The 22475-nt window shown below is 60.3% G+C and carries 19 protein-coding genes; 8 read left to right on the top strand and 11 right to left on the bottom strand.

The genetic code is table 11. The features are described 5' to 3' along the window. Positions 1 to 62 precede the first annotated feature (62 nt). Positions 63 to 3293 (bottom strand): efflux RND transporter permease subunit, encoded by a 3231-nt coding sequence (locus P3T17_RS08200; protein ID WP_429405962.1) that lies wholly within the window; start codon positions 3291 to 3293, stop codon positions 63 to 65. A gap of 181 nt (positions 3294 to 3474) precedes the next feature. Between P3T17_RS08200 and P3T17_RS08205 the strand changes: the two genes are divergently transcribed. After that, positions 3475 to 4149, top strand: coding sequence for a heavy metal response regulator transcription factor (locus P3T17_RS08205; RefSeq protein ID WP_074266746.1), 675 nt, complete (start codon positions 3475 to 3477; stop codon positions 4147 to 4149). Then, positions 4149 to 5537, top strand: a complete 1389-nt coding sequence (locus tag P3T17_RS08210) for a heavy metal sensor histidine kinase (RefSeq protein WP_429406464.1) — start codon at positions 4149 to 4151, stop codon at positions 5535 to 5537. The genes P3T17_RS08205 and P3T17_RS08210 overlap by 1 nt, the downstream gene beginning before the upstream one ends. A gap of 23 nt (positions 5538 to 5560) precedes the next feature. Here P3T17_RS08210 and P3T17_RS08215 read toward each other — a convergent pair whose 3' ends face one another. The 3 genes from P3T17_RS08215 to P3T17_RS08225 form a co-directional block, all read right to left on the bottom strand. Beyond that, positions 5561 to 5857, bottom strand: coding sequence for a DUF4148 domain-containing protein (locus tag P3T17_RS08215; RefSeq protein ID WP_429405964.1), 297 nt, complete (start codon positions 5855 to 5857; stop codon positions 5561 to 5563). Positions 5858 to 5976: 119 nt separating this feature from the next. Beyond that, a complete protein-coding gene (locus P3T17_RS08220) occupies positions 5977 to 7338 on the bottom strand; it encodes an ATP-binding protein (protein WP_429405966.1) in 1362 nt (453 codons plus the stop codon). Then, on the bottom strand, positions 7335 to 7997 hold the full coding sequence (locus tag P3T17_RS08225) for a response regulator (protein WP_429289188.1): 663 nt from the start codon (positions 7995 to 7997) through the stop codon (positions 7335 to 7337). The genes P3T17_RS08220 and P3T17_RS08225 overlap by 4 nt, the downstream gene beginning before the upstream one ends. Before the next feature lie 115 nt (positions 7998 to 8112). Between P3T17_RS08225 and P3T17_RS08230 the strand changes: the two genes are divergently transcribed. Next, positions 8113 to 8901 (top strand): COG4705 family protein, encoded by a 789-nt coding sequence (locus P3T17_RS08230; protein ID WP_429405968.1) that lies wholly within the window; start codon positions 8113 to 8115, stop codon positions 8899 to 8901. Between the two features lie 207 nt (positions 8902 to 9108). Here P3T17_RS08230 and P3T17_RS08235 read toward each other — a convergent pair whose 3' ends face one another. From P3T17_RS08235 to P3T17_RS08245, 3 genes are all read right to left on the bottom strand, one after another. Then, entirely contained in the window at positions 9109 to 9627 is a 519-nt protein-coding gene (locus tag P3T17_RS08235; protein ID WP_074266893.1) for a hypothetical protein, read from the bottom strand. 264 nt (positions 9628 to 9891) lie between these two features. Then, the gene (locus P3T17_RS08240; protein ID WP_429405969.1) at positions 9892 to 10371 is read right to left on the bottom strand and encodes a DUF1348 family protein; all 480 of its coding nucleotides are present in this window, start codon (positions 10369 to 10371) and stop codon (positions 9892 to 9894) included. A gap of 17 nt (positions 10372 to 10388) precedes the next feature. Next, positions 10389 to 11057, bottom strand: coding sequence for a TetR/AcrR family transcriptional regulator (locus tag P3T17_RS08245; protein WP_429405970.1), 669 nt, complete (start codon positions 11055 to 11057; stop codon positions 10389 to 10391). A 183-nt stretch (positions 11058 to 11240) separates the two neighbouring features. Between P3T17_RS08245 and P3T17_RS08250 the strand changes: the two genes are divergently transcribed. Next, complete coding sequence (locus P3T17_RS08250; RefSeq protein WP_429405972.1) at positions 11241 to 11891, top strand: YceI family protein; 651 nt, start codon at positions 11241 to 11243, stop codon at positions 11889 to 11891. A gap of 40 nt (positions 11892 to 11931) precedes the next feature. Here P3T17_RS08250 and tdh read toward each other — a convergent pair whose 3' ends face one another. Together tdh and P3T17_RS08260 are read right to left on the bottom strand one after the other, a co-directional pair. Then, positions 11932 to 12960, bottom strand: coding sequence for an L-threonine 3-dehydrogenase (tdh, locus tag P3T17_RS08255; protein ID WP_429287429.1), 1029 nt, complete (start codon positions 12958 to 12960; stop codon positions 11932 to 11934). A 13-nt stretch (positions 12961 to 12973) separates the two neighbouring features. Continuing rightward, positions 12974 to 14173, bottom strand: coding sequence for a glycine C-acetyltransferase (locus tag P3T17_RS08260; RefSeq protein WP_429405973.1), 1200 nt, complete (start codon positions 14171 to 14173; stop codon positions 12974 to 12976). A gap of 152 nt (positions 14174 to 14325) precedes the next feature. On the opposite strand from P3T17_RS08260, the gene P3T17_RS08265 reads away from it, so the two are divergent. From P3T17_RS08265 to P3T17_RS08275, 3 genes are all read left to right on the top strand, one after another. Further along, positions 14326 to 14940, top strand: a complete 615-nt coding sequence (locus P3T17_RS08265; protein ID WP_074266899.1) for a helix-turn-helix domain-containing protein — start codon at positions 14326 to 14328, stop codon at positions 14938 to 14940. A gap of 144 nt (positions 14941 to 15084) precedes the next feature. Next, on the top strand, positions 15085 to 15483 hold the full coding sequence (locus P3T17_RS08270; protein WP_429287427.1) for a DUF2471 family protein: 399 nt from the start codon (positions 15085 to 15087) through the stop codon (positions 15481 to 15483). A 107-nt stretch (positions 15484 to 15590) separates the two neighbouring features. Continuing rightward, a complete protein-coding gene (locus P3T17_RS08275) occupies positions 15591 to 16652 on the top strand; it encodes a tyrosine-type recombinase/integrase (RefSeq protein WP_429406466.1) in 1062 nt (353 codons plus the stop codon). A gap of 98 nt (positions 16653 to 16750) precedes the next feature. Here P3T17_RS08275 and P3T17_RS08280 read toward each other — a convergent pair whose 3' ends face one another. Further along, entirely contained in the window at positions 16751 to 17956 is a 1206-nt protein-coding gene (locus P3T17_RS08280; protein ID WP_429405975.1) for a DNA-binding protein, read from the bottom strand. 2009 nt (positions 17957 to 19965) lie between these two features. Between P3T17_RS08280 and P3T17_RS08285 the strand changes: the two genes are divergently transcribed. After that, complete coding sequence (locus tag P3T17_RS08285; RefSeq protein ID WP_367946968.1) at positions 19966 to 21351, top strand: replication initiation protein; 1386 nt, start codon at positions 19966 to 19968, stop codon at positions 21349 to 21351. A gap of 55 nt (positions 21352 to 21406) precedes the next feature. Here P3T17_RS08285 and P3T17_RS08290 read toward each other — a convergent pair whose 3' ends face one another. Next, positions 21407 to 22468, bottom strand: a complete 1062-nt coding sequence (locus P3T17_RS08290; RefSeq protein WP_074266905.1) for a ParB/RepB/Spo0J family partition protein — start codon at positions 22466 to 22468, stop codon at positions 21407 to 21409. Positions 22469 to 22475 lie beyond the last annotated feature (7 nt).

Here is a 22475-nt window from a genome sequence, read left to right on the forward strand (position 1 = left end):
CAATTCAAGTCAGATCAGGTTCTGGACATTCGGCAGCGGACCCAGGCAAGGTGCGGAGCCGTTCATTTGAGAAGATCTAGTTCGGCTTGCGTCATGCCGCGTGGCTCGCGTTTCGCGAGCCAGCCGTGCACCAGGGAAAAAACGACCGGCAGGAACATCAGCGTCGCGATCGTGCCGATCATCAGGCCACCGATCACGGCGCGGCCGAGCGGCGCGTTCTGTTCACCACCGTCGCCCATGCCGAGCGCCATCGGCACCATGCCGATCATCATCGCGAGCGCCGTCATCAGCACTGGACGAAAGCGCCCCGCGCCCGCCGCCAGTGCCGCCTGCAACGGCGCCATGCCCTGCGCCAGCCGCTCGCGTGCAAAGCTCACCACCAGAATGCTGTTGGCCGTCGCCACGCCGATACACATCATGGCGCCCGTCAACGCGGGCACGCTCAGCGTGGTATGCGTGAGGAACAGCATCCAGACGATGCCTGCCATCGCACCCGGCAAACCGCAGACGATCACGAGCGGATCGATCCACGACTGGAAATTGATCACCATCAGCAGATACACGAGCAGCACAGCGAAGGCGATGCCCGTTGCGAGGCCGCTGAACGAGCTTTCCATGGTCTGAACCTGACCGCGAATCACCACGCGCGCACCGCGCGGCAAGTTCGCTTTGGCGGCATCCACAATGCGCGTGACGTCCGATGCCACGCCACCCAGGTCGCGTCCCTGCACCGAGCCGTAGATATCGATCACCGGTTGCACGTTGTAGTGCGTCACCACGGCTTGCTGCGTCGCGCGCGAGAACGTGCCGAGTGTGCCCAGAATCCCGTTGACCTCGCCTGCGTTGCTGCCTGAGCCGCCGGTGCCCGGCGTGAACATCGAACTAAGCGGAATATTGGCCAGCGCCTGCAGCGAATTGATGTCGTACTGCGGCACCTCCGTCGTTACCGGATAGCTCACACCGTTTTGCGGGTTGAGCCAGAAGTTCGGCGACGTTTGCGAACTGCCAGACAACGCAATCAACAGGCTGCGCGCGACGTCCTGCTGCTGCAGTCCCGCCTGCAGCGCCTTGGTGCGGTCCACATCCACGTTGATCGCGGGCTCGTCGTCCGGTTGCTGGATGCGCAAATCGACGAGTCCTTTAACGTTGCGAAGTTTGTTCAGCAACGTGTCGGCAAACGCGCGGTTGTCGTCGAGGTTGTTGCCCACCACCTGAATGTCGATCGGCGCCGGCAGTCCAAAGTTGAGGATCTGACTCACCATATCTGCCGGCAGAAACGAAAACGTCACTGCGGGAAACTGCTCGCCAAGCGACTGCCGCAGCTTCGCCACATATTGCGCGGTCGGCTTGTGTTTCGCGTTCAGCGTGATCAGGATGTCGGCATCGGCGCTGCCGATCGGCGCGGAACTGCTATACGAGAGGTTGATGCCGCTGGTCGGCAGGCCGATGTTGTCGACGATGGTCATCAGCTCGTTTGCGGGAATCACCGTGCGGATGCTGTTCTCGATTTCGTCGGCAAGACGCGCGGTCTGTTCGATACGTGTGCCGGTCTTCGCGCGCATATGCAAGCGAATTTGCCCCGAGTCGATTTGCGGAAAGAAGTCGCGGCCAAGGAACGGCAGCAGCGCAAGCGAGCCGATACACACCATCAGAAAACCCGCGATAAAGCGGCGTGGTGCAGCAAGTGCTGCCTCCAGCAGCCGCTCGTAGCGGCCGCGCAGCGCTTCGAAGCGCCGTTCGAAGCTTTGCTGGAAGCGCACCAGACGGTTCGCGGGTCGTCCGTGCTGCGTGCCCTCGTCACCCGGCTGATGCGCGCCGCGCAGCAGATACATCGCCAACGTCGGCACCAGCGTGCGCGACAGAAAGTACGATGCGAGCATCGCGAACACCACGGCTTCGGCGAGGGGCGTGAACAGATACCGGGCCACGCCGGATAAAAGCAGCATCGGCACGAAGACGATGCAGATCGACAACGTCGAGATCAAGGTCGGCACGGCGATCTCGCCTGATCCTTCCAGAATCGCCTGCAATAACGGCTGCCCCTGTTCGATGTGATGCGTCATGTTCTCGATCGCAACCGTCGCATCGTCGACCAGAATACCCACCGCCAACGCCAGGCCGCCGAGCGTCATGATGTTGATGGTCTGGCCGAGCACCGACAGCATGATCAGCGACGAGATCATCGCCAGCGGAATCGAGATCGCGATGATCAACGTGGCCCGCCAACTGCCGAGAAACAACAGGATCATCACCGCCGTCAGGCCGGCAGCAATCAGACCTTCGCGTATCACACCCTGTACCGCCGACTTGACGAACACCGACTCGTCCGTGACGGTCTGGATATCGAGCGCCTTTGGCATCTGCGAGCGGATCCGCGGCAGCAGGCTCTTGATGTTGGCAATGATATCGAGCGTCGAGACGCTGCCGCTCTTTTCCACCTCGAGCAACGCGGCGCGCTTGCCGTCATGACGCACGATATTGGTCTGCGGCGCATAGCCATCGCGCACGGTTGCGACGTCGTGCACATACGTTACCGTGCCATCGGGTTGCGTACGGATGGGAATGTCGTTCAGTTGCGCTACCGAAAGCGCCGCACCGTTCATGTTCACGTTGTATTCGAACGTGCCGATCTTCGCCGTGCCGCCCGGCAACACCAGGTTCTGTGCGTTGACCGCATTGACCACGTCGGTAGGTGTCACGTGGTGGGACTGCATCGCCTGTGGATCGATATCCACCATGATCTGGCGCACCTTGCCGCCGTACGGAATCGGTACGGCGGCGCCCTGCACCGTCGCCAGTTGCGTGCGAATAAAATTGTTGCCGAGGTCATAAAGCGTCTGTTCCGGCAGGGTCTTGCTCGACAGTGCGAGTTCCATGATCGGCACAGTCGACGCGTTGAACGTCAGCACCATGGGCGGCAACGTGCCGGGCGGCATGACCTTCAGCAACGACTGCGCGCTCACCGACGCTTCCGTCTCTGCTCGCGTGATGTCGGCACCGGGATGGAAGAAGACCTTGACGACGGCCACGCCGTTGAGCGACTGCGATTCGATGTGCTCGATATCGCCGACGTCCGAGGTCAGCGCGCGTTCGTACGGCGCGACGATGCGGTGCGCCATATCCTCAGACGTCAACCCGCTGTAGCTCCACACGACGCTGATCACGGGGATGTCGATGTTCGGAAAAATATCGACGGGCGTACGCAGGATCATCAGTGGTCCGATGATCACGAGCAGCAGCGCCAGCACAATAAACGTGTACGGGCGGCGGAGAGCGATTTTGACGATCCACATGAGAAGACGACGCCTGAAGGGGAGCAATAGACGCAGTCTAGGGAGCAGGGTTTTGCGTCGGGATTGCGCCTGGATGACAAACTCGTAATGAACTTCGGGCCGCCGCGCGGGTATCATCGAAACCATCCGCTGGGCGCAACCTGGCGGCAAACCGCGAGCAACCCGATGGAAGGCGACTGCGATGAGAGTCCTCGTAATCGAAGACGAACCGAAGGCCGGCGACTACCTCAAGAAGGGCCTGGAGGAGTCGGGCTTTGTGGTGGACGTGGCACGTAACGGTGTCGACGGCCTGCATCTCGCGCTGGAAGAGTCTCATGACGTGATCGTGCTCGATGTGATGTTGCCGGGCATGGACGGCTGGCAAGTGCTGCAGCAATTGCGCGGCCGCAAGGACACGCCGGTTCTGTTTCTGACAGCGCGCGACGAGATCGAAGACCGCGTGCGTGGCCTTGAGCTAGGCGCCGACGACTATCTGATCAAACCGTTCGCCTTCGTCGAGCTGCTCGCACGGGTACGCACGCTGGCACGGCGTGGCCAGGCCCGCGAGAGCGACACGCTGACGATCGGCGACCTCGAGATCAACGCGAGCCAGCGCAAGGTACGACGTGCAGGCCAGCGTATCGACCTGACGCCGCGCGAGTTTGCGTTGCTGCATCTGCTTGCGCGGCGCAGCGGCGAAGTATTAAGCCGCACGCAAATCGCTTCATATGTGTGGGACATGAACTTCGATAGCGACACGAATGTTGTCGATGTGGCGATCCGCCGCCTGCGTTCGAAGATCGACGATGACTATCCGGTCAAGCTGGTGCATACCGTGCGCGGCGTCGGTTACGTGCTCGAAGTGAAGGACGCATGATGCAACGGCTCTCGTTGACTGCGAGGCTGGCTGCCTGGTTTGCGCTGATCACCGTGCTGGTCTTCGGCGTCGGCGGTGGTGTGCTGTATCAGGCGCTAGCAAAGCAGATTCGCGCCCAGGACGACTTCGACCTGGTGCTGACGGCCCGGCATCTGCGGCGCCTTGCAGCCGAGCTGGATTCACCGCAGGGCATCAAACTGCATGAGTCCAGGCTCGATAGCCTGGTGCTCGGCAATCAGGCTTTCTTCCTCAGAATGCAGGACTCGAGTGGTCGCGTCCTGCTCGAACGTAATCCCTCGCACTTTGCGATCGACGATCTGAAGGAAGTGAAACCGTTGAACCGGATTCTCGAGCATGACGTGCAGGAATGGCATACCCCCGATGGCCTGACAATGCGCGGCGTTGCCACGGATATCGCGCTGGCCGACGGTTCGGTGGTCGATGCGGTAGTCGGACGCGAAATGAGCGATCGCGAAGCGTTACTGGCCCGCTACCGCAACACGGTATACCTGACGACGCTGTGCGCACTCCTTGCCGCGGTTGTGCTCGGTTACGTCGCGGTACGCAACGCGTTGCGCCCGCTGCGTGACATTGCCGGCAGCGCTACCCACGTGACGGTGGGCAAACTCCATACGCGCCTGCCCTCCGGCAATGTGCCGCGCGAACTCGCGGCGCTGATCGATGCGCTGAATTCGATGCTCGCACGCCTCGAACTCGGCTTCCAGCGACTCTCGCAGTTCACGGCCGACCTCGCGCACGATCTGCGCACGCCGCTCGGCAACATGCGCGGTGCGAGCGAAGTAGCGCTTGCGCGCCCGCGCTCGACCGACGAATATCAGGCGTTGCTGGTATCGAATATCGAGGAATGCGAACGACTATCGCGAATGGTCGAAAACGTGCTGTTTCTCGCTCGCGCCGACAATCCGCAGTACGTGACGACGGCCATGGATTTTCCGGTGCGCGACGAGCTGCTGCGAGTGGCCGACTATTTCGAAGGCATAGCGGAAGATGCCGGCATTTCGATTCAGGTGACGGCGAGCGGCCAGTTGCATGCCGATGTCGATCTGTTCCGCCGCGCCGTCAGCAATCTGCTGGCGAACGCACTGCGTTATACGCCGCGTGGCGATACGTTAACGCTTTCGACAAGGGAGACCCCGGAGGGGATGATGGTCACGGTCGCCAATCCCGGCACACCGATTCCTTCGGAACATCTTGGACGGCTGTTCGACCGCTTCTACCGCGTCGACGGATCGCGCAGCAATTCATCCGGCTCAACCGGACTAGGACTTGCAATCGTGCGGACCATCATGGAACTGCACGGCGGCAGCGCCACTGTCGAAAGCGACGCGGCGGCCACGCAGTTCCATTTGCACTTCCCGCGGCAGTGAGTGAGCGTTGCGCGCATTCTGGGTCAGTTAACCGCCATGTTGACGCGATTATCCAGATGACGGGCCTGAAATTCGGCGCGATTTTGCGCGATCTCATGCGGCGTCGGCGGATAGTTGGTCTTCGACACGGGAATCGTCCCTTGCTGTTCGGCCTGGATCAGCTCCGCGCGGACCTCGGCGCGCGTCTTGCCAGTGTTGACTGAGACCGCCGGTGGGGTCGTGGCGCCGGTGGCATACGTACTCTGCGCGAACGCTGATTGACCGAAAGGGATCAGCGACACAACGACTGCGGCAAGTGCGGCATATCGGGTAAGTTTCATGGAAGGCTCCTGAGGTGGGTTGTGCCGGCTCGCGCTTGTATCGCTCCCGGCCCGTTTCACGTAGCAGCGAGGCTACGAACCCATTCTCGGGCGCCGCGGTTTGCGCCGAGGTGACGCGTTCATGACGGATTTGTCATTTCGCGCTCAGCCACGCGCATAAATCCGCTCACCGAAACTGTCAGGCCTCCGACCCCAACGTTGTTACGCAATGAGAGGGTCAGCTGTTGCCGTTGCGCAATGCGGGCGGCAATGGCGAGTCCCAGTCCGCTGCCCGTGCCCTTGGCATGCTCGCCGCGATAGAAGCGGTCAAGCACCCGCCCCAGGTCCTGCTCCGGAATGCCGGGGCCGTTGTCCACCACTTCAAGGCCGAGGCGCTCTGACGTGCGCGTGAGCACAACATCGACCTTGCCCCCTTGAGGCGTGTAGCGGATCGCATTGTCGATCAGGTTATTCAGCAGTACACCCAACGCGTGCGGATCAGTCAGCACGTTGCACGCATCCTCGCGCGTGACCGGTTGCCGGAACTCGAGGCCCAGGTCAATCTGCTTTTCGTCGGCGAGCAGCGAGAAATCGCTGACCGCCTGTTCTCCAAGTCTGCGCAAACTGACGGATGCGCCAACGCTGGTAGACTGCGCGTCCTCGCGTGCGAGCGTCAGCAATTGCTGCACGAGCCGGATCATACGATTGAGTCGCCTATCGATTCGCTCGAGCGTCTGGCCATCGTCCTTCAACGTGCCGTTGTTCGAAGCGGCCTGCAACTGCAGTTTCAGCGCAGCAAGCGGGGAGCGAAGCTCGTGGGCTGCATCGGCGATAAACGCGCGCCGCGCCTCCGCCGCAACGTTCAGGCGGAGTAGCAAGTCGTTCAATGCCTCGACTAGCGGCCGGACTTCCACGGGTACCCTGCCGTCGAGGCGCAGCGGTTCGAGTGAATCCAGCGAACGCGTTGCGAGAAGACGCGACAGTCCGCCGATTGGCGCAAGGCCCCACGCGACGACGAACAGCACCAACAGGATCGTCACGGGCACGAACACGCCCAGCGGCCACAACGTGTGCAGCGCAAGTTGCAATGCCAGCGCTTCCCGAACAGAGACCGGTTGCGCGACCTGGATGAAGCGATCGGCCTGTTGCAACCCGAATACGCGCCATTGACCTTCGCTGCGGTCGATGGTGCGAATACCGGCCGGCAGACGCGTCAGGACAGCCGACTCTCGCGAGTGATAGACAAGCCTACCGTCCTCGTCCCATATCTCGATGAGAATACGGTCGTCCGAAATGCCTGCGGCCTCTTCTCCTTCCCTCTCGACCGTCTCCGCCGCTTCAACGTTCGCGGGCAGCGACAACGCGACGGTACGCAGTTCATAGTCGAACAGTTCGCCGGCCTCGTCGCGGGCCGTATGAAAGATCGCCAATGCGGCAATCCCGGAAGCAGTGGCGAGACCGCAGATGAGCCAGCCGAGCAGCCAACGGCGGATCGACTTCATCCGAGCCTCTTCAGCCGATAGCCGACGCCGCGCACCGTCACGATCTGCTCTGTGCCAATCTTGCGCCGCAGGCTGTGCACGTGGACTTCGATCGTGTTGCTGCCCACTTCGTCGCCCCATCCATAGAGCTTGTCCTCGAGTTCCGCTCTGGTGAAGACGCGTGCAGGCTCTTCGATCAGCGCCTGCAGCAAGCCGAATTCGCGCGGCACCAGCGTCACTGGAGCGCCGCTTTTCCTCACTTCATGAGCGGCGGGGTCGAGGGTTAGATCACCGTGTGCATAGATCGGTTGCTTCTGTCCGGTGCGCCGGCGCAGCAACGCGCGTGCTCGCGCTGCCAGTTCGTCAAGATCGAAAGGCTTGATCAGGTAGTCGTCTGCGCCTGCGTCCAGACCGCGAATCCGGTCGGTCACCGCGTCGCGCGCGGTCAGGATGATGACGGGCGCCTCACCGCCTTGTCTGCGATAGCTGCTGAGTAAATCGATGCCGTTTTTCCCGGGCAAACCGAGGTCCAGCAGGACGAGGTCATATACGTCGTTACCTAGCGATAGCTCGGCGGCCCGTCCGTCCTGTGCCCAGTCGATTGCATAGCCCTCGCGCCGCATCGATTCGAGCACGGTCTCCGCAATCATTTCGTCGTCTTCCACCAGAAGCAGACGCATCGCGCCCCCTGCGTTGTCATCCTGGTGTCATTGTCGCGCATCTGGCCTTAGGTCTGCCTTAAGCCTTCGTTAAGCGTTCGTTCAATATCATCCACGTTCAACGGAGGAATGCGCGATGAAACCGGACGCTGTGAGTTTTGCGAGGCACGCTGTCAGCAAGGTTCCCGAAGTGACTTTGGGCTTCTGGGTGATCAAGGTCGCGGCCACCACGCTGGGAGAAACCGGCGGCGACTGGGTGTCGATGTCCCTGAATCTTGGCTACCTGATCGGCTCGGCAATCTTCCTCGTCCTGTTCATTGGCCTCGTTTGTGCGCAGGTAAAGGCGCAGGAATTTCGTCGCTTCCTGTACTGGGCAACCATCGTCGCTACGACGACGCTCGGCACGACCATGGCGGACTTCGCCGATCGCTCGCTCGGGGTCGGCTATCCAGGGGGCACCACAATCGTCGTGATATTGCTGATTGCCAGTCTGGCGATATGGTATCGATCGGAGGGAACAGTCTCGGTCGAGAGCATCGTTACGGGCAAGGCGGAGTGGTTTTACTGGATCACGATCCTGTTCTCGCAGACACTCGGAACGGCGCTTGGGGACTGGGTAGCAGGTGAAGACCGCGGTGGTCTCGGTATCGGATACGAATACGGAGCCATGCTCTTCGGCGCGGGACTGGTCATCGTGATGGGCTTATATTGCTGGACGCGTGTGTCCCGGACCGCGCTCTTCTGGGCCGCGTTTATCTTGACACGGCCGCTAGGCGCAACGTTGGGGGACTTCCTCGATAAGCCTGTAGCGGAGGGTGGCCTTCACATTAGCCGGCTCTATGCGTCCGGGATTCTGCTGGCTTTTATCGTGGTGTGTATTGCGTTGATACCGCAGCGCTCGGCGAGGCGGAGTACCGCGGTGTAGGCATTCGTTCTCCTCAACCACACACCTGTTCGCAATCTCCTTTGCTGTGGCCTGGACGCTCACAGCGAGATTTCAAGGTGAGGACTTACAGGATGGTGAGGAGTTCCAGGAGATAGCAGGGAGTGGTGAGGTTATACGGGATGGCACACCTATCGTGGCTTTGTCCAACACGGCGACGTCGAAACTCGATCGTTCCGCAAACCCGCCTCAAAACTTGTACTTCACCTGAAACCCAATGGTGAACGGCAATTGATCGGATGGAATCGGTGGGATAAAAATCAGGTTCGCCCCTACCCGCTTGTAGTCGAACATTACGATCGGCGCCGCCACCGGACCAACCGTGTGATTGCGGCCCAAACCCCAGTTGCCATAGTTGTAGCCCGAGATAATGCCGCCGATCACCGCGAGTCTGACGAAGCCCCAATGCGCAAACTCCGGCGCCCACAGGCCGCCGCCATAGTACGAAGGGCGCCGCAGCGAGTTGCGAAAGCCACCTGCCGTTACCCCCCATTCGCCGTTGAACCAGCACTCGACGCCAAGGCCGGGATTGAACTCGTTGAAGTGGGTGCCGGGATCAGGATCGATGTGATACGAACCGAGCATCGCGTCAAACCATACTCCACCACCGCACCAGTCCGCCGCGTGAGCGGTGGATGCCACCGCAAAACTGGCGACGAGCGCCACGAGCGAGCGCCGGATGTTGTTGCTGGTCTGCCGCAAATGCATATCTTCTCCGCCACCGGTCGAGCGCCGGCGTATTGAATGTGCTGGTAATTATCGGGTTGGCCGTCCGTCGCGCACTGTACCTCAACCCGTACGGTCAGTGTTGAGGCGACGCTCGGAAAGATGGGCACGCAGCCTGCGCAGCCGCGCCCAGTCAGCACAATAGCGGAAAGCAGTGGCAGATCGGTGAACGCCCTCAGGCGCTCACCTTTGAGTAGCGGGCCGCGTGCTCATGCGGCCTTTGTCTGAAGTGTCGCTCGCTCGCGCTCACAGCCCCAGGTCCGAGAGTCCCGGATGATCGTCTGGACGGCGTCCCAGCGGCCAATGGTAGAGACGGTCCGCTTCGCGAATCGGCAGATCGTTGATGCTCGCGTGGCGACGCGCCATCAGGCCGTGCTCATCGAACTCCCAGTTTTCGTTGCCGTATGAGCGAAACCAGTTGCCGGCGTCGTCGTGCCACTCGTACGCAAAACGCACGGCGATGCGATTGTCCGTGAAAGCCCACAACTCTTTGATCAGGCGATAGTCGAGCTCCCGCGTCCATTTGCGGCGCAGCAGTCCGACAATCTCCGCGCGGCCCGTCACGAATTCGGCGCGATTGCGCCACACGCTCTGCGGCGTGTAAGCCAGCGATACGCGTTCCGGGTCGCGGGTATTCCAGCCATCTTCGGCACCACGCACTTTCTGGATCGCGGTTTCGCGCGTGAAAGGCGGCACAGGGGGACGGGGTTCGATTGGGTCAGCCATGGTGATTGCTCCAAAGGTCAGGTGGGCGCACGTCGGGCAGGCGGTCGTGCGTGGGTGGATTCCGGGTTCTGCACGCTCGGCGCGTTTATCGCGTTGAGCAAGTGTTCTGCGGCCGCGCGTGCATCCAATGCCGCGTCGGGTTCGCCGCTCACCAGCGCCACGCCAATGGCGCCGTCTATCAGGATCAGCCACTGACGCGCGAGGCGTGCCGCTTGATCACTGTCTGCGACGTTGCGCTCGGCCATGTATTCGTCGCACTGCGTTCGCACGAAGACCAGCAGGCGTTCTTTGTGCTCGCGCGCGACGACGCGGATTGGATCCTCCGCACCGGCGATTTCGCCCGCCGCATTCAGAAACGCGCAACCGTGGAAATCCGCCGAGGCGAACCACTCGCGCAATACGTCGAACATGCCGAGCAGACGCGTGCGCGTGCTCTCTCCATGGCGCAACGTGCCCTGGATAAACCAGTTCATCCAGCGTTCGTCGCGTCGCTCGAGCGCTGCGGCGACCAGCGCATCCTTCGATCCAAAGTGCGTGTAGAAGCTTTTGCGAGCCGTGCCGGACTGCCGGACGATCGCGTCCACTCCGGTTGCGTGGATACCGCCGGCGTAGATCAGCGCCTCTGTAGCGTCGAGCAGGCGTTCACGTGCGCTGCCGGAGATGAGCGGTTCAGTTGAAGTAGCCATGGACGAAGGGTAGAACGATCATTCTCCTTCGTCAAGAAAAATTCGCCCCTGGGAATTTTTCTGCCGTCGGCAGCGTTAACCTGAAAGTGCACCGTAAGCGCCCGGTCGATGAACGAATGAACGCTTGGGCGTGGGCGTACGGTTTGCGTTATCCTGGCGTGGGCCGAATCAGGGAGCAAAACGATGAAGAAGGACGCTGTTCGCGCAGCTTTGGTGCGCGCGTTGTCGATTGCGGCGATCGCTACGGCCGCCGCGTGTACGCCGTTGCAGGTCGTCACGCACTCGGTCACGCAGACCGAAGCGAGTGTGCCGACCGGCCAGTACACGCTCGACCCGCATCACTGGAGCGTCACGTTCGATGTCGAGCATCTGAAGTATTCGCGCTTCACGATGCGGTTCGACCGCGCCACCGCCCAGCTTGACTGGAACGCGGGCGGCCTCGACAAGAGTTCGGTGGACGTGAACATCGACGCTGCCAGCCTCGACACCAACGTGCCGCTACTCGACAAGCAGGTCAAAAGCGACAGCGTGCTCGACGTGACACAGTATCCGCAGATCCACTTCGTCAGCACCGGTTTTGAGCGGACCGGCGACGCGCGCGGCAAGCTCACCGGCAATCTGACAATCCATGGAGCGACGCAACCGGTGACGCTCGATGTGGTGTTCAACGGCTTCGGCCCGGATCCACTCACCAAACAGGACACGCTCGGCTTTTCCGCCGAGGGCACGTTCAACCGGTCGAAGTTCGGGCTAGCGACGTGGTATCCGGCCGTGGGCGACGACGTACACGTGCGGATTCAGGCGGAATTCGTCCGGCCGGCCGCGGGCGCCTGAGGGGCGCCGCGCGGTGCGGTGCGGCGTGGTGCAGTAGAAGTCACACGGTCCAGTCTAGAATCACCTTGCCGCTCTCTCCCGAGAGCATCGTGGCAAAGGCGCGCTGATAATCGCTGACAGGGAAGTGGTGCGTAAGGATCGGTGACAGGTCCAGCCCGCTTTGCAGCATCGCGACCATCTTGTACCAGGTCTCGAACATCTCGCGGCCGTAGATGCCCTTGATTTCCAGACCCTTGAAGATCACCTGGTTCCAGTCGATCGCCGTCTGCGCAGGAGGAATGCCGAGCAACGCAACCTTGCCGCCGTGATTCATGGCTTCGAGCATGCTGGTGAATGCACTTGGCACACCTGACATTTCGAGGCCGACGTCGAAGCCTTCGGTCATGTGCAGATCGGCCATCACGTCGCGCAGCGATTCGCGCGAGACGTTCACCGCACGTGTCGCGCCCATCTTGCGAGCGAGTTCGAGACGGTAATCGTTGACGTCGGTAATCACGACGTTGCGCGCACCGACGTGTTTCGCAATCGCCACCGCCATGATGCCGATCGGACCTGCACCCGTGATCAGCACGTCTTCACCAACCAGGTTGAACGACAGCGCTGTATGCGTCGCGTTGCCGAACGGATCGAAGATCGCGGCGAGGTCATCGGAGATTTCCGGCGGAATCTTGAAGGCATTGAATGCCGGAATCACCAGATACTCCGCGAATGCGCCTTCGCGATTCACACCCACGCCAACGGTATTGCGGCACAGATGCCGGCGTCCCGCGCGACAGTTACGGCAGAAACCGCAGGTGATATGGCCTTCGCCCGAAACGCGATCGCCGATCGCAAAGCCGCGGACTTCCTGGCCCATTTCGACGATCTCGCCGACATACTCGTGACCGACGTGCATCGGCACGGGGATCGTCTTTTGCGCCCAGTCGTCCCACTTCCAGATGTGAATATCCGTACCGCAGATGGCCGTGCGCTTGATGCGGATCATCACGTCGTTATGGCCGACTTCGGGCTTGGGCACATCCGTCATCGTCAGGCCGGGAGCGCGTTCGAGTTTTGCGAGTGCTTTCATATGCGCCTCCTAGTCAGATGATGCCGAGCGAACGGCCGACGCGTGCAAATGCATCCACGGCGCGGTCAATCTGTTCGGACGTGTGCGCGGCGCTCATCTGCGTGCGAATGCGCGCGCGGCCCTTCGGCACCACCGGGAACGAAAAGCCGATCACGTATACGCCTTCTTTCAGCAGTTCATCTGCCATGCGTGAGGCAAGTTGCGCGTCGCCGAGCATCACCGGGATGATCGGATGTTCGCCCGGAACCAGCGTGAAGCCGAGTGCGCTCATCTTGCTGCGGAAATGCGCGCCGTTCGCCCGCACGCGATCACGCAGTTCGGTGCCTTCCGCGCTCGCGAGCAGTTCAAGCACCTTGAGCGAAGCGGCAGCGATACTTGGCGTGAGCGTGTTGGAAAACAGATAGGGGCGCGAGCGTTGCCGCAACAGTTCGACGATCTCCTTGCGTGCCGCCACATAGCCACCCGATGCGCCGCCCAGTGCCTTGCCGAGTGTGCCCGTGATGATGTCGACGCGCGACAGCACGCCGCAATGCTCCGGTGTGCCGCGGCCGTGTTCGCCAATGAATCCAACCGCATGCGAATCGTCCACCATCACCAGCGCGCCGTAACGGTCGGCCAGATCGCAGATGCCGGCGAGGTTGGCGATGATGCCGTCCATCGAGAACACGCCATCCGTCGCGATCAGCTTGAAGCGCGCGCCGGCGGCATCGGCTTCTTTCAGCTTTGCTTCCAGATCGGCGAGATCGTTGTTCTTGTAGCGAAAGCGCTTGGCCTTCGACAGCCGCACACCGTCGATGATACTGGCGTGATTCAACTCGTCGCTAATGATCGCATCCGATTCGTCGAGCAACGTTTCGAACAGTCCACCGTTTGCATCGAAACAGCTCGAGTAGAGAATGCAGTCGTCAGTTTGCAGGAACGCGGCGAGCGCCTGCTCCAGTTCCTTGTGAACGGTCTGCGTGCCACAAATAAAACGTACCGACGCCATGCCGAAACCATCGCGATCGAGTCCATCTTTGGCGGCTTCGATCAGGCGCGCATCGTCGGCAAGACCTAGATAGTTATTTGCGCAGAAGTTCAGGACGTCGGTGCCGTTTGCGAGCCGCACGTCAGCCGATTGCGGGCTGGCGATTACGCGCTCAGTCTTGTAAAAACCGTCGGAACGGATCTGCTCGAGCGTGCTGCGCAAATGGGCGAGGTAGGGTTCACGCATACATCGGGCTCCTGTAGGGGCGGTGGACCGCGTGGCCGTGATGTTCGGCACTGTGGCGGCCTGCTATAGTCGGATAATGGTTTTATCGAACAATTTCGATTTTCCGAACTTAAGTTCGGTATGTCGAACAACTTTAAACGATAGGTCAAAAAATGGCAAGTTCGGGAACCCGGCGCGCAGCAACCGGCGCTGCACCCACTTTAGCCCAAACTGTCGCGGCACCGCCGCGGGTAGGCGAACAGATCCAGCGGCTGCGAAGCGAACGCCGCATGACGCTCGATGACCTGTCGCGCGCGGCCGGCGTGTCGAAGTCGATGTTGTCGGAAATCGAGCGTGACAAGGCCAATCCCACCATCGCGGTGGCATGGCGGCTAACCAACGCTTTGGGCGTCAGTCTCGATTCGCTGTTCGCGCCGCAGAAGGCGCCCGAGGCGATCGCCGTTTCGGGTCCGCACGAAATTCCGACGTTGAGCGGGCACGACGCTAAATATCAGTTGCGCGTGTGGGGGCCGATCGAGCTGGCGGGCAAGTTCGAGTGGTACGAGTTGACGCTGCAGGCTGGCGGAGCGCTGGTCTCGAATGCGCATGAACCGGGCACGCGCGAACATTTGACTGTGCTGCATGGGTCGATCGAGATCGAGGCTGCCGGTACCACCAGGCGGTTAAAGGCGGCAGATACGGCACGCTACGTCGCAGACGAACCGCACGCTATCCGCAATGCCGGGAAAAGCGAGGCGAAGGCTTTACTCGTGGTGATTCATGGATAGTCGGCGGGCACGGCCGCGCTGTACCTCCTCCAGTCCTGATATGCGGGCGGAATGAACACACGCGCTTGAGTACTTGGCCGTTCGGCCGAGGTTGCTTTGGGTACTGTATATTTGTACAGTATACGCAGACTGACCGGAGCCGAAATGAACGAACTCACATCTCATCATGCCGACCAAGGCCTGGCTGCGCTGCGTTTCCAGGCCGCGGCGCGCGATCTTGAACACATCGTCCGCAGCGTCGCTGCTCGGTATATCGTCCAGCAAGTACCGTTAACCTGGCGGCTACTGCACGCCATCGAGGCGGAAGCGCTCGCTGACCTTGGTTTCGCCGGCCGGCACGACGCGCTGATGCTTGGGTTGTTCCAGCGTCCTTCTGCGCTTCCTTATCCGGAAACTGACGAGCCTGTGGATTTCGGCGCGTCGAACGCTTTGCCAGCCGTGTTCGCGTTTGCGGTATGTGTATATGAAGAGGCCTATCGCAGGGCCGCGCAAGCGGCGCCCACTCGCGGCGCGCCTCGCCGCGCACGGGCGTGGGGTGGGTGAGTCCCAAGGACCGGGTGGGTCCGCCTTGGTTTATCTGTTAGACACGTTTGTTTTCGGTCTGGAGTAGACTGACCTACAATGATACGCAACTAACAGTAGATCATTTCATGGCCTCTCCCCACTCGCCCGGCTCCGCCGACCGAGACATCCCAGCTACCGATCTCTTTGACCAGGAACGCGAAGACTGGCGTCGCGATCCTCGCATCGCCTTCGACGCATGGCTCGCCAAACAGCACTTTCGTCGATCTTCGGCCGAGGTGTACCAGGCACAGTGGGGACTCTTTCTTGACTGGCTAAAAGTTAGGCATGCCAATCTGATCACCGTCGACGGAAAAACCATTGCCGACTTTGTTGCCGGACTGGCAATCCGAAAACCGCAGCGTGTACGGTATTTACGTTTGATCGAACGGGTGCTCGACCACGTTCGTGAGATCGAATCCGCTTCAACGAACCCCGCGCGATTTATCGCGCAGGACGGCGAGGCCGCCTGGCGCAATGCACGCGACAACGAGCCCACGGGTTTTCTCACTACCCACGAGCGAGCACTACTGATCGCACATCTGTTCTCGCCGGTGACCGACCTCACTGCGGCTCAGCGTTGGAGGGAACGTCGCGATCGGGCGTTGATTGCTGTGTTTCTTGGTGGAGGATTGAAAACCGGTGAAGCCCGAACGCTTACGGTTAGTTGCGTTGTAGCGGGGTCGCCTTGGGTCATAGTCGAGTCACCCAATCCAATGATGACCCGGCGCACACGGTTATCGCCATTTGCTATCGCTGCGCTCGACGCATGGCTCGCGGAGCGGCGCCTGTGTGAACTCGCCGGCAATCTCGTATTTCCGGCGTCTCCCTCTGGACGGCCAATGCACAAGGCAACGATGCTGCGTTCTATCGATGCATTGATCGACGCTGCCGGCTTCGCCGAGTCGCGCGAATCGCGGGCAAGTCCACAGACCTTACGCAATACCTTCGCCGCCGATCTGTTTGAGACGGGCGTCGCGCCGGATCTGGTGGGTGAGTGGTTAGGATTTATGCAGCCGGTTTCCGCGGCTCGACTTCATCGGGCATGGAAGGCATGGTCGGATCAGCAGAAAATTCCGACCTCCGACGAGGCAGATTCCACCGGGCCCTCTGGAAGGACAAGTCCGCGTGGCGGGCCTTCGACTGGTTAACAGTGTGAAAATCAGCCCGGAAAGGCTCACCTTTCCGGTCCCGAATTACCTCACCTTTCGCCGGATGCCGAGATGACCACGAGGTGAAGTGAGTGCGGTTACGCTACGGAACTCACCGGCCTAACGGCTAAAAACCGCGTGACGGCCTCGAGCCGTGAATGTCCGAGCCCCGACGAGTGCTCACACTCGGGACACTGAAGTTCGAACCGGTGATCGACTTCAGAGAGCTCGGGTTCACCTTCCTCGCATTTTGGACAACGCAACGGAAGCGTGACATGACCGTCGGCAACCGTGCCGATCGTCGCGAGGTCATCGGCACTCAAGCGGCCGGTATTGGCAAGCGTGCACAACAGGGCGGCGACTTCCGGATCTACGCCTTGCTGCGCGCGTAGCAGTGCAATTTCACCCGTCAGCGCATCGAGCTCGTCGGACTGTTCGCGCAGTTGAGCGTCCAGCCGGTCGCCTCGCGCTTTTGCCGCAGCGATTTGCTGGATAAACTCGAATTCTTTCCGGCTGGCATCGCGAACGCCGGACTGGTAGGTCGCCGCCATGCTACGTAACGAATCGAGCTCAACAAGCATGGGCTTGACGCGGCGCTCGGCCTCGGCCACGGCGTCCTTGATCTGTTGCGCGTAATGCTCGGTGCTTTGACGCAGTTCGATATGCAATGTATCGATGCGGTCGCGCAGCGCGGCGTTGGTGGACTGCTCCGTTTCGAGACGTTTGCGGAGAGCCTCGTTTTCGGCGTCGAGACGCTGGACGCTTGCCTGCAAACTGTCCTGATGAACACTGCCGTGGGTATTGGCCGTGGCCAGCTCCGCTTCGAGCATCCGAACCCGTTCCCAGGCGGCATCAGCACGTGCGTCACTTCGACGAATCGCATCTTCCGATGCCTGCCGGCGGATCTCAGCCTCTCTCGTTTCGCGTTCCGCGGCGGCAATCTGTGCCTGGATGTCCTCGCGTTCGCCGTCGAGGGTCGAGCGCGCGTGTTCGATGGCTTCCTCGAATAACGCTCCGAGTAATTCACCCGCGCGATCTTCAAGTGCTTTCGGGATAGTTCCAGCACCGATTCGAACACGGGATGCACCGCGAATCCGTTCCCAGAAGCTATCAATGTCTTTGGGGATATCGCTGGCACTTCCGGTTTGGGTCAGATCCCGGACCGCTGCCATGGACGGCCGAATGCCCAGATCAAAAAACAGACGCTTGCAGGCATGAAGCGATAATTCTTGCCGGCGTGCGCCGCTCTCACGCATCGATTCCAGCTCCCGGCGGATCGCCTGACGCTCTTCGTCCAGATTCATTTACACCTCGAGGTTGCCCGATTTCGATGAATCATAACAATTTACGTAGCATTTGCTACAAGTTTATCGGGGTGCGATGCATTCTTGCTGATCGGTGACTGATTTGGTGGAAGTGAACGCTGCCGTAGTTGCGTTGGGTGGAATTTCCGTGAAACAAAACTAAGAATAGCCAATAACCCATTGGATAGAAAAGAGTTTTTTACCTTTTAAGTCATGCAGAGACTGTTTCACGAAGCGGAATGCGGGGCGGGTGTGCGATTCCGGTTTGTCCGAAGGACGCGCGGGGTGGAAATTCTTGAGAGTAATAAAAGTAAACACCCTTGAACCCTTATTAAAAACGTTAACGCCACGGCAGAGCCTTACCAGGCAAGGGTTTGCGGGTAGTCAGGTGAAGCTTTACGGGAGACTGGGTGAGGAGTTGCGGGATGGTCGGGTGATGGGGTTCAGGGACCGGGGTGAGGACCTGCGGGACAGTGAGTGAGCGGCTTCAGGAGACGCTTACAAGACGGCATCTGATGATAGGTGAGGTTTTGCGGGACCTGGCTGGCCGTGCAGGCCCACTGGACGTAAAAATGATCTCACAGACCCGAGTTCGGTGCGGTGAGCGCTTTCGGGAGGGCTTTTTGTCCCTCTTTTTGACGCAGATTTGGGGCGTCGGAAGCACTCGGTGAGACAACGCAGGAGAAAACGCGTATCCAAGGTGAGGCTTTTCGGGGAATCGCCTGCTTTTATGCCCGAATTTTGTGCACTGATTACCCTACGGTGAGGGTTTGCGGGAGCTACTCCACATGTTTGAGCCCTTGAGGTGCCGAAAGAGCCGGGCGAGAGACTTCGAGGTGCCAAGGTGAGCCTATACGGGAGGCTGCCAAGGGGAGCTGGATGATGATCGGAAAACTCACCGCCAAGCCATAAGGTGAGTGTTTTCGGGATTCATCCGGATGCGAAAAATCCCTCCAGGTGAGGTTTTTCGGGAGGAAGTTTGTGGTTACTTCCGTGGAAAAGCCTACACAGCTTGATTGGTGAAGGAGGATCGCAACGCCTTGATTCGTCGATGGTGAGGTTTTACGGGAGAGTGCTGCGATGCTGGAATCTGATAACGGTTGTTCGGACAGAAGCGTTAAGGTGAGGTTTTGCGGGACCCGATTATTTCAAGCGTTACTCGACGTAGTTTCTCTAACTGTATGAAAGTATTATGTTTTTTACCGATATCGGGGATGGGTGAGACTTTTCGGGAGCCTGAAACGGTGCTGGTGCACGCTAGCCATCGAGCTGAAGGCAAAGGGTGATTAAGCTCAAAGGTGAGGACTTTCGGGAGTGTTTCGATGCCCTGCTCCTATGCGATTTGCTGTAAGCCGCGTGTTTTCGCGGGTTCACGAGAGGGCTAAGGTGAGGGTTTTCGGGGGAGGTTGGAAAATGATTGCGTCCGCAGAGGCATCGCCGTTCTGTTCATAAGAGCGGCGACCCCGTCTGCATCTGGCGGGATGGCGTTGGATGCTGCTTCGATCCGGCTAGCAGCGGGCTTCGGTGCGATCGAGCGTCCTGCCTGTCCTGCTTACAGTGCCGGGGAGCGCGCCGTCTATGCACGGCCGGATGGCGGCCTTGGCGCCGCTCTCAAGTCTTTCCGTGGACGGGCGCGTGCGGGAGTGCTTAATATCGCCGCCCGGTTATGGTGCGCTTGCCACGATGTGAGCACTTCACCCTCGGACCACTCTTCCGGCGGGATGAAAACCTGGGACCAGGCGCCCCCCCCCCCAGGAGTGCGAATCAAGTCGTGAATTTACGACTTTTTTTATGGTGAGCCGATACGGGAGCGAAACCCTCCCTTTCGCAACGCACCATGGAACAGGTGGCTTTTGCCTGGCCCGCGACGAGCAACGAACCCCGCGACCTGGCCTTAAACAGTAGAGGTGAGGGTTTTCAGGAGTGAATCGAGGTGAGTCGCGATCCGTAAACTCACTTCACCGGGAATGGTGAGATGGCCCCTATAGACGTGCTTCACCACAGCCGGTATGCTTCCGCCAAATCCCTCCTCGACCCGACGCATGGCCACGACGAAGCGCGCGAAGAAGACTGATGTGGTGAGCCCGAGCTCAGCCGAATTGCGCAAAGCCGTCGAGGCGATCGCGATTCAGCCCAAGAGCGGGAAGATCACCCTCCTCACCCGAAAGCTGTTCAATGTTCTGCTTGCTGTCGCCCAGCAGGCAGACGAGTCCGGCGACACCTACCGCGCTTTGCTTTCGGACATTGTCGCCAACTCGGCATTCGACTCGAACGATACCGCGCTGGTCAAAGAACACCTGCGGCGGATGGTGTCAGTGCAGGTGGAATGGAGCACCGGCACCTCCAGTCAGAAGCCCGGCCGCAAATGGGGCATCTCGACGCTAATCGCAGACGCGGAAATTCTCGAAGATCCGACTACCCGGCGCGTATGGGTGGAATTCTCGTTCGCACCCAAGATCAAGAAAAAGCTGCTCGACCCTGTCCAGTACGCGCGGTTGAGTCTGCAGTTCCAAAGCCAGTTGCGAAGTAGCGCGGGCTTGGCGCTATATGAGATCTGCGTGCGCTATCTGACCAATCCGAGTCACCTCACGATGCGCGAGTCGTGGGAATGGTGGCGCCCAATTCTCTCCGGCACGCCCGACACCGAAGCGGGAGACGAGGCAAAGCGCGAGTACAAGTACTTCAAGCGCGACTACCTGCGGCCGGCTATTGCCGAAGTCAACGCGGTCACCAACATCTTTGTCGAGCTGATCGAACATCGGGAAGGTCGTCGCGTCGCCGAGATCCAGTTCCGCGTGACGGAGCGTAAGCAGCCGATGCTGGCGCTCGACGAACATCCGAACGTCTTCGACAGTACGCTCGTCGACCGCATGGTCAAGATCGGAATTCCGCTCAAGGAAGCCCAGACGCTTTACGCGGATAGCGAGGAAAACCGGATTCGCGCCGCGTTGCAGATGACGGAACAGCGCATGCGCAGTACCTCGCTGCCACCGGTACGGAGCGCGCCGGCGCTTTTCAAGGATGCATTGAAGAAAGGCTATGCGCCGCCAGTCGAATCGCTGGTGTCGGGCAGCGCCGGCAAGGCGGCGGTGGCAGCGCCGGCGGACGATCTCAAGGCGCGCCTGCTTGGCGAATACTCGGGTTATCGTCGCAAGGAGGCGCGGGCGCTCTACGATGAACAGGGTGAAAACGAGCGGGAAATTGCGCGCCGGTCGTTCGAGGACGACGAGTTGCCGGGTCTTGGTTCACACATGCGCGACGACTGGCGCCGTCGCGGACTCGACTCGAAGATTGTTGAAACCGCGTTCTTCGACTGGCTGGCCCGCAAGACCTGGGGTGAACCAACCGATGGCGACCTGCTCGCTTTCACCTTGAGCCAGTCCCGCGCCGCGTGAAGCCTGCTAGCTGCTAATTGCCAGTGCGGCGTCGTTGCGACGCCGCACTAACAGGTTACTTCGGCAGCAACATCTGCTCGATCTGCCTTAGGATGTCGTCGCGCTTTTCCTTCGACAGACCCTTCAGTCGGAGTTCGATACGGTCGTCTCCATACGACTTCAGATCTCCTACCGACACGCCATCCAGCTTGATCTCAAGACGCTGCGCGTAGCGTTGTCGTCCCGCCGGTTTGGTGTTTTCCTGCGCGCTGGCTCGCCCTTTCACGATGTCGGCAACCTGGCGCGTGCTCAGATCATCAGAGAGGATCTTGTTGATCAGACGCAACGTGGCGTCCGAGCCGCGAGCACCGTGGTATCGGCCAACCTGATAGGCCATGTTCGATCCGAAGCGATCCGTTCTTGCGACCATTTCCTGCATCACTACCTCTGGCAACTTGGCAATGGACAAGGCCACCGCGACAGTCGACTCATCCAGTCCCAGATGCTCGGCCAGTTCCTTCTGACTCTGGAAGTACTTTTCGTCCAGAAAACGCTTCCAGACGACCGCGTTGTCGAACACTGTCTGCGAGTCGCGCTGAACGTTGAGATCGTAACCGAGCTTGTAGCTCTCGAGACCGATCGGCAGATCGATGACGATTGCCTTCACCGACTCCTTGTTGGCTTCCTTGAGCGCACGCACCCGTCGTCCGCCATCGCTCACGAAATACGTGCCCGGGTTGTCGTAGTCGGGGATCACATGGATCGCCTGCTGCTGGCCCTGCTTTGCCAGATTGACCGCCAACTCGGCGATCGATGTCTTCAGATAAAAGTGGCGCGGATTGAACGGACTGGGCTTGATCGCCTTCAACGCGATCTCAATCACCTGCCCGGGACGATATCCATTCTCGACGCGCCACGCACGGTACGCGGCAGATTCATTCAGCGTTTCCGCCAATTCGGCTTCGGTAGCGGGCGGTGCGGAGACGGGCTGACTCGATCGGCCCGCGATGTTGCTCACCTTCGGAGCATTTTGCACCAGGCCATCAATGGCGTTGAGGCGGTCGAGGGCAGTCCGCTTCTCGCTGGTCGTCGTGTCCGGACGTGCTTGAAAGCCTTTGGCGAATTGGGAGGGTTTCATTCAGTGT

Source organism: Paraburkholderia sp. GAS82, assembly GCF_050436285.1.
GTDB lineage: Bacteria > Pseudomonadota > Gammaproteobacteria > Burkholderiales > Burkholderiaceae > Paraburkholderia > Paraburkholderia phenazinium_B.

Bases quoted from the DNA above. Each gene is read 5' to 3' on its own strand.
- P3T17_RS08200 (WP_429405962.1), bottom strand. From the start codon at position 3,293: ATGTGGATCGTCAAAATCGCTCTCCGCCGCCCGTACACGTTTATTGTG.
- P3T17_RS08205 (WP_074266746.1), top strand. From the start codon at position 3,475: ATGAGAGTCCTCGTAATCGAAGACGAACCGAAGGCCGGCGACTACCTC.
- P3T17_RS08210 (WP_429406464.1), top strand. From the start codon at position 4,149: ATGCAACGGCTCTCGTTGACTGCGAGGCTGGCTGCCTGGTTTGCGCTG.
- P3T17_RS08215 (WP_429405964.1), bottom strand. From the start codon at position 5,857: ATGAAACTTACCCGATATGCCGCACTTGCCGCAGTCGTTGTGTCGCTG.
- P3T17_RS08220 (WP_429405966.1), bottom strand. From the start codon at position 7,338: ATGAAGTCGATCCGCCGTTGGCTGCTCGGCTGGCTCATCTGCGGTCTC.
- P3T17_RS08225 (WP_429289188.1), bottom strand. From the start codon at position 7,997: ATGCGTCTGCTTCTGGTGGAAGACGACGAAATGATTGCGGAGACCGTG.
- P3T17_RS08230 (WP_429405968.1), top strand. From the start codon at position 8,113: ATGAAACCGGACGCTGTGAGTTTTGCGAGGCACGCTGTCAGCAAGGTT.
- P3T17_RS08235 (WP_074266893.1), bottom strand. From the start codon at position 9,627: ATGCATTTGCGGCAGACCAGCAACAACATCCGGCGCTCGCTCGTGGCG.
- P3T17_RS08240 (WP_429405969.1), bottom strand. From the start codon at position 10,371: ATGGCTGACCCAATCGAACCCCGTCCCCCTGTGCCGCCTTTCACGCGC.
- P3T17_RS08245 (WP_429405970.1), bottom strand. From the start codon at position 11,057: ATGGCTACTTCAACTGAACCGCTCATCTCCGGCAGCGCACGTGAACGC.
- P3T17_RS08250 (WP_429405972.1), top strand. From the start codon at position 11,241: ATGAAGAAGGACGCTGTTCGCGCAGCTTTGGTGCGCGCGTTGTCGATT.
- tdh (WP_429287429.1), bottom strand. From the start codon at position 12,960: ATGAAAGCACTCGCAAAACTCGAACGCGCTCCCGGCCTGACGATGACG.
- P3T17_RS08260 (WP_429405973.1), bottom strand. From the start codon at position 14,173: ATGCGTGAACCCTACCTCGCCCATTTGCGCAGCACGCTCGAGCAGATC.
- P3T17_RS08265 (WP_074266899.1), top strand. From the start codon at position 14,326: ATGGCAAGTTCGGGAACCCGGCGCGCAGCAACCGGCGCTGCACCCACT.
- P3T17_RS08270 (WP_429287427.1), top strand. From the start codon at position 15,085: ATGAACGAACTCACATCTCATCATGCCGACCAAGGCCTGGCTGCGCTG.
- P3T17_RS08275 (WP_429406466.1), top strand. From the start codon at position 15,591: ATGGCCTCTCCCCACTCGCCCGGCTCCGCCGACCGAGACATCCCAGCT.
- P3T17_RS08280 (WP_429405975.1), bottom strand. From the start codon at position 17,956: ATGAATCTGGACGAAGAGCGTCAGGCGATCCGCCGGGAGCTGGAATCG.
- P3T17_RS08285 (WP_367946968.1), top strand. From the start codon at position 19,966: ATGCTTCCGCCAAATCCCTCCTCGACCCGACGCATGGCCACGACGAAG.
- P3T17_RS08290 (WP_074266905.1), bottom strand. From the start codon at position 22,468: ATGAAACCCTCCCAATTCGCCAAAGGCTTTCAAGCACGTCCGGACACG.